Below are 5,539 nucleotides of genomic sequence, written 5' to 3'. Positions count from 1 at the left end.
CCAATCCTTTCTTCTTTGCGCCTTCGCGCTTCCGCGCGAACAAAAATCGACAGAGCCACATGGCTAAGCCTATCCATTTCTCCGAACTCGTCGCCGCGACCAACTTCTCGTTCCTGCGCGGCGCGTCGCATCCGAGTGACATGGTCGGCGAGGCGATCGCGCTAAACATGCGCGCCATCGGTATCGCCGACCGCAACACGGTCGCCGGCGTGGTGCGCGCGCATGTCGCCCTGAGGGAAGCACGCGAGCAATGGCACCCCGCCTGGGCCAAGGCCAAAGCGCGGCATGAGGCCGACCGGCCGTGGGAAGACTTTCCCGATCCGCCCGATTTGCCCTCCCCCGCCCCCGATTTTCGCCTGATCGTCGGAGCGCGTCTGGTCTTTGCCGACGGCACGCCCGACATCGTCGCCTATCCAGCGACGCGGTACGGCTGGGGGCGGCTGACCCGGTTGCTGTCGCTCGGCAATCGCCGCGCGACCAAGGGGGGCTGCCTGATCGGGATCGGCGACCTGATCGCGCATCATCAGGATCTGATGTTGATAATGCTGCCGGATAGCAGCTTCGATGCTGAGGAGAATGAGGTGCTGCCGGAGAAGCGGCAGATCAGCCAGGATCAGGATCGGGGTTTCCTACGGCTGGGTCAGGATGAGGCAGAAACGACGAACGTCGTTCCTTTCCCTACCCGTCATGCCGGGACTGTCCCCGCATCCACGGAGCCACAAGCCCCAGGACAAGTGGTGGAGTGGACCCCGGCACAGGGTCGGGGTGACGGACCGCTCGAGGAGGTGCTTTCCCGTCTCAAGCGCGTCGTCGGTGACCGCCTATGGCTAGGCGCCTCGATGCCCCGAGCAGGGCGCGACAAGCGTCGTCTCGCCGCGCTCGTCGCCATCGCGCGCGCCGCGCGTGTTCCGCTGCTCGCGACCAACGACGCGCTCTACGCGACACCCGAGCAACGCCCGCTGCACGACGTCGTCACCTGCATTCGCAAGGGTACGCATGTGAAGGCCGCGGGGAAGCTGCTCGAAGCCAATGCCGAACGCCATCTCAAGCCGCCTGAGGAAATGGCACGGCTGTTCCGCGATTATCCCGAAGCGGTGGCGGAGACCGGAATCCTGCTCTCGCGCATCGGCTTCACGCTCGATCAATTGAGCTACGACTATCCTCACGAGCCCGTGCCCGCTGGCTGGGACGCGCAGGAGTGGCTCGAGCACCTCGTCTGGCAGACCGCGCTCGAACGCTATGATTATCGCGTCCCCGACAAGCTCTATGCGTTGCTCTACGAGGAATTCTCGCTGATCAGGGAGCGCGGTTACGCGCCCTATTTCCTGACCGTCCACGACATCGTTCGGTTCGCGCGCAGTTGCGACCCGCCGATCCTGTGCCAGGGGCGCGGATCGGCGGCGAATTCGGTGGTGTGCTTTCTGCTCGGGGTTACCTCGGTCGATCCGATGCAGCACGATTTGCTGTTCTCGCGCTTCGTTTCGGCCGAGCGCGACGAGCCCCCCGATATCGACGTCGATTTCGAGCACGAGCGGCGCGAGGAGGTGATGCAATATGTCTATCGCCGCTACGGCCGCCACCGCGCCGCGATCGCCGCGACGGTGATCCATTACCGATCGCGCAGCACGGTGCGCGAGGTCGGCAAGGCGTTGGGCATGACCGAGGACGTGACCTCGCGCCTCGCGAGCACGGTCTGGGGCAGCTATTCGAGCCATTTCGAGGAAGAGCGCGTGTCGCAGTCCGGGTTCGACCTGGCCAATCCCGACATCGCGCGCCTCAAGTCGCTGGTCGACCAGTTGCTCGAATTCCCACGGCATTTGTCGCAGCATGTCGGCGGCTTCGTGCTGACCCAGGACCGGCTCGACGAGACCGTGCCGATCCACAATGCGGCGATGGAGGACCGCACCTTCATCGAATGGGACAAGGACGATATCGACGCGCTGCAATTGATGAAGGTCGACGTGCTCGCGCTCGGCATGCTCACCTGCATCAAGAAAGCGTTCGACCTGATCGAGGCAACCGGCGGCGAGCGGCACACGCTCGATACGATCCCGGGCGAAGTACCAGCGGTCTATGACATGCTGTGCGAGGGCAACAGTCTGGGCCTGTTCCAGGTCGAAAGCCGCGCGCAGATGAGCATGTTGCCGAGGCTGCGCCCGCGCGAATTCTACGATCTTGTGGTGCAAGTCGCGATCGTCCGCCCAGGGCCCATTCAGGGCAACATGGTCCACCCCTATCTGCGCCGGCGCTCGGGCAAGGAAAAGGTCGAGTTTCCAGCGCCGGGCTCAGGTTTCGGTCAGGCCGACGAACTGAAAGCCGTGCTCGGCAAGACCATGGGCGTGCCTTTGTTCCAGGAACAGGCGATGAAGCTTGCAATCGTCGCCGCCAAATTCTCGCCCGAGGACGCCAATCGTCTGCGCCGGGCGATGGCGACGTTCCGCAATGTCGGCACGATCCATCACTTCGAGACCAAGATGGTCGAGGGCATGGTGAAGCGCGGCTACGAACGCGACTTCGCGCAGCGCTGCTACGATCAGATCAAGGGGTTCGGCAGCTATGGCTTCCCCGAAAGCCACGCGCTGGCGTTCGCGCGCTTGGTCTATGTTTCGGCCTGGCTCAAATGCTTCCACCCCGCGGTTTTCGCCTGCGCGCTTCTTAACTCGCAACCAATGGGATTCTACGCGCCGGCGCAGATTGTCCGTGATGTGCAGGAAAAGCACGGTGTCGCGGTACGGCCGATCGACGTCAATGCGAGCGGCTGGGACAATAGCCTGGAGCGCGACGGACAGGATCTCGCATTGCGATTGGGGTTCCGCCAAGTCGACGGTTTCCGTGAGGATTGGGCCGAACGATTGGTCGAAGCGCGGGCCACGGCGCCTTTCACCTCGATCGAAGAGCTCGCCCGTCGCGCCAACCTTCCCTCGCGCGGACTCCGGCTGTTGGCCGACGCCGATGCCTGGGGATCGATCGGCCAGGGACGGCGCGACGCCTTGTGGGAAGTACGCCGCACCCCGTCGGACGAGCTGCCGCTGTTCGCCGCGGCTAAGGCACGCGAGCTGGGCACTGAAGAGGATCCCGCGCTGCCGGCCATGCCGCTGAGCGAGGAAGTCGTCGCCGATTACGAACTCACTCGCCTATCGCTCAAGGGCCATCCAATGCAATTCCTGCGGCCGATGTTCAGGTCGGAAGGCGTGCTGAGCTGCGCTGAGGTGAGCAAGGCGCGCAACGGATCGCGCGCTACCGTCGCCGGCGTGGTGCTGGTCCGACAACGCCCTGGTACCGGCAATGCCATCTTCATCACGCTGGAGGACGAGACGGGCATCACCAATGCGCTGTTATGGGCGCGAGTGTTCGAAACGCAGCGATTGCAGGTGATGGGATCGCGGCTGATGACGATCGAGGGCGAGGTCCAGCGCAGTTCCAAAGACGAGGGCAGCGTCGTCCATCTGATCGGCGCCCGCGTGATCGATCGCACGGCCGACCTCGCCCGATTGTCGGAAGATCATGTCGCACCGCCACCGACCGCACGCGTGGACTTCGAACTGTCCCCCGACCCGCGCTACACCGCCGACGCGCATGGCCGCCATCCGCGCAACGTGCGCATCCTGCCCAAGTCGCGCGATTTCCATTGATAGGCAAATCGCCGCCCCATCACCCGCAAGCACGGCCTATACCGACAAGCGGAAACGCAAGACTGGAAAAGGATATGAGCCCCCAAGAAGGAGGTCGATGCGCACGTCGGGACGACATTTTATCCCTGCCTCCGTCCACTGGAATGGCGTAACGCGTCAGCGCTATGATATTTCGCGACGCAATCCCTGCCGATCTGCCGACGATTGTCGCGATGCTCGCCGAGGAACAGATAGGCGGCCACGCCGACGACCCGTCCGAACCACTCGATCCTGCCTATCTCGCCGCGTTCGACGCGATCGATCGCGATCCCAATCAGCGGCTGATCGTCGCGGAGCTTGATGGCGCGATCGTCGGGACGATGCAGCTGAGTTGGCTCCCCGGCCTGATCAATCGCGGCGCCTGGCGCGGCCAGATTGAAGCGGTGCGGATCGCCAAAGACAAGCGCTCGCTCGGCCTCGGCGCGGCGATGATCGGCTGGGCAGTCGAGCGCTTCCGCGAGCGCGGCTGCTTCATGGCGCAACTGACGTCGAACAACGATCGCGTCGCCGCGCATCGTTTCTACGAACGGCTCGGCTGGAAAAAGAGCCATAGCGGGTTCAAACTCATGCTGACGAAAGGCGATTGATGCCGGGCAAATATTTCGACGAATGGCAAATCGGCGAGACGATCGAGCACCCGCTGCGCCGCACGGTGACCGAGACCGACAATCTGCTGTGGTCGACCATGACCCACAACCCGCAGCCGCTCCATCTTGACGCCGAGGCGGCCAAGGCAAGCGAGTTCGGCCGCATCCTGGTCAACGGCACATTCACGTTCAGCCTGATGGTCGGGATCACCGTCGCCGAGACGACGATGGGCACGCTGGTCGCGAACCTGGGCTATGACAAATTGGTGATGCCCAAGCCGGTATTCATCGGCGACACGCTGCACGCGACCAGCGAAGTGACCGAATTGCGCGAGAGCAAGTCGCGCCCCAATGCCGGGCTGGTGACGTGGAAGCACCGCATGCTCAACCAGCGCGATGAAGTGGTGTGCGAGTGTTTGCGGACGGCGTTGTTGCTACGGAGCCGTTGAGCATGCCGAGCCGGCAAGCCGTCCTCTTTCTATTTTGTACAGCGGCATGCTCCGCGCCGACTGGCAATCTCGCCGAGATCCCAAACCAGTACGCGCTAACCGACTGCCGCCTGGCTGAAGGCAAAATGTTACGCAGCTATGCACCAACCGTAACGCCCGTTCTTCGCAACATTTCATGCAAACCAGATAGCCTATTCAACCGCGACCTTAGTTGCACTTTTGAAGCGAGAGCCCTGAGCATTTTTAATCAGAAGTTTGTGCCGGGGACCAACTGGATTCGAGGAACCGGAAAATTTCGCCACCTGGCCACCACACGTCCGGGTGATGCCAAGAGATGGTGCGCGATCGATTGGTCAAACAATCTGAATAGCCGCGAGACCGGCTTCGAGATCGATTAGACCGTAAAGCTTTCCCCGCACCCACACGCGCCCTTGGCGTTGGGGTTCTCGAACACGAAGCCAGCGGCGAAATCGTCCTCGACCCAGTCCATCGTCGAGCCAATCAGATAGAGGACCGACGCGCCGTCGACGAAGAAGGTACCGCCCGGAGTCTCGATCCGCTCATCCATCGGGTTGGCGGTAGTGACATAGTCGACCGAATAGGCCAGCCCCGAGCAGCCGCGCTTCGGGGTCGACAGCTTGACGCCGATCGCGCCCTCGGGCGCCTTCGACATCAGCTCGGCCACGCGCGCCTCGGCGCGGTCGGTCAGGTTCACGGCAGCGGGGCGCTGCCTCAGGGTCGTCGTCATTTCTCTTCTCCAAGCCCCTCCCCTTCAGGGGAGGGGTTAGGGGTGGGGCTGAGTCTCCTGACCTTTGCCCCAACTCCCCCCCCC

5 protein-coding genes are annotated in these 5,539 nt (G+C 63.3%); 4 read left to right on the top strand and 1 reads right to left on the bottom strand.

All coding sequences use genetic code 11. The features are described 5' to 3' along the window. Positions 1-59: 59 nt before the first annotated feature. From SMA01S_RS23780 to SMA01S_RS24745, 4 genes are all read left to right on the top strand, one after another. Positions 60-3,632, top strand: a complete 3,573-nt coding sequence (locus tag SMA01S_RS23780; RefSeq protein ID WP_066827934.1) for an error-prone DNA polymerase — start codon at positions 60-62, stop codon at positions 3,630-3,632. A 164-nt stretch (positions 3,633-3,796) separates the two neighbouring features. After that, complete coding sequence (locus tag SMA01S_RS23775; protein WP_066827932.1) at positions 3,797-4,258, top strand: GNAT family N-acetyltransferase; 462 nt, start codon at positions 3,797-3,799, stop codon at positions 4,256-4,258. Further along, entirely contained in the window at positions 4,258-4,707 is a 450-nt protein-coding gene (locus tag SMA01S_RS23770; protein ID WP_066827930.1) for a MaoC family dehydratase, read from the top strand. The genes SMA01S_RS23775 and SMA01S_RS23770 overlap by 1 nt, the downstream gene beginning before the upstream one ends. A gap of 2 nt (positions 4,708-4,709) precedes the next feature. Next, positions 4,710-5,105, top strand: a complete 396-nt coding sequence (locus tag SMA01S_RS24745; protein WP_157094124.1) for a hypothetical protein — start codon at positions 4,710-4,712, stop codon at positions 5,103-5,105. On the opposite strand, the gene SMA01S_RS23765 is transcribed toward SMA01S_RS24745, so the two are convergent. Then, the gene (locus SMA01S_RS23765) at positions 5,102-5,455 is read right to left on the bottom strand and encodes a HesB/IscA family protein (protein ID WP_066827928.1); all 354 of its coding nucleotides are present in this window, start codon (positions 5,453-5,455) and stop codon (positions 5,102-5,104) included. The two genes, SMA01S_RS24745 and SMA01S_RS23765, sit on opposite strands and share 4 nt — an antisense overlap. Positions 5,456-5,539 lie beyond the last annotated feature (84 nt).

The sequence above is a fragment of the Sphingomonas mali NBRC 15500 genome (assembly GCF_001598415.1).
Lineage (GTDB): Bacteria > Pseudomonadota > Alphaproteobacteria > Sphingomonadales > Sphingomonadaceae > Sphingomonas > Sphingomonas mali.
Note: the sequence above shows the minus strand (reverse complement) of the source record. Positions and strands in the feature narration are given on the sequence as shown.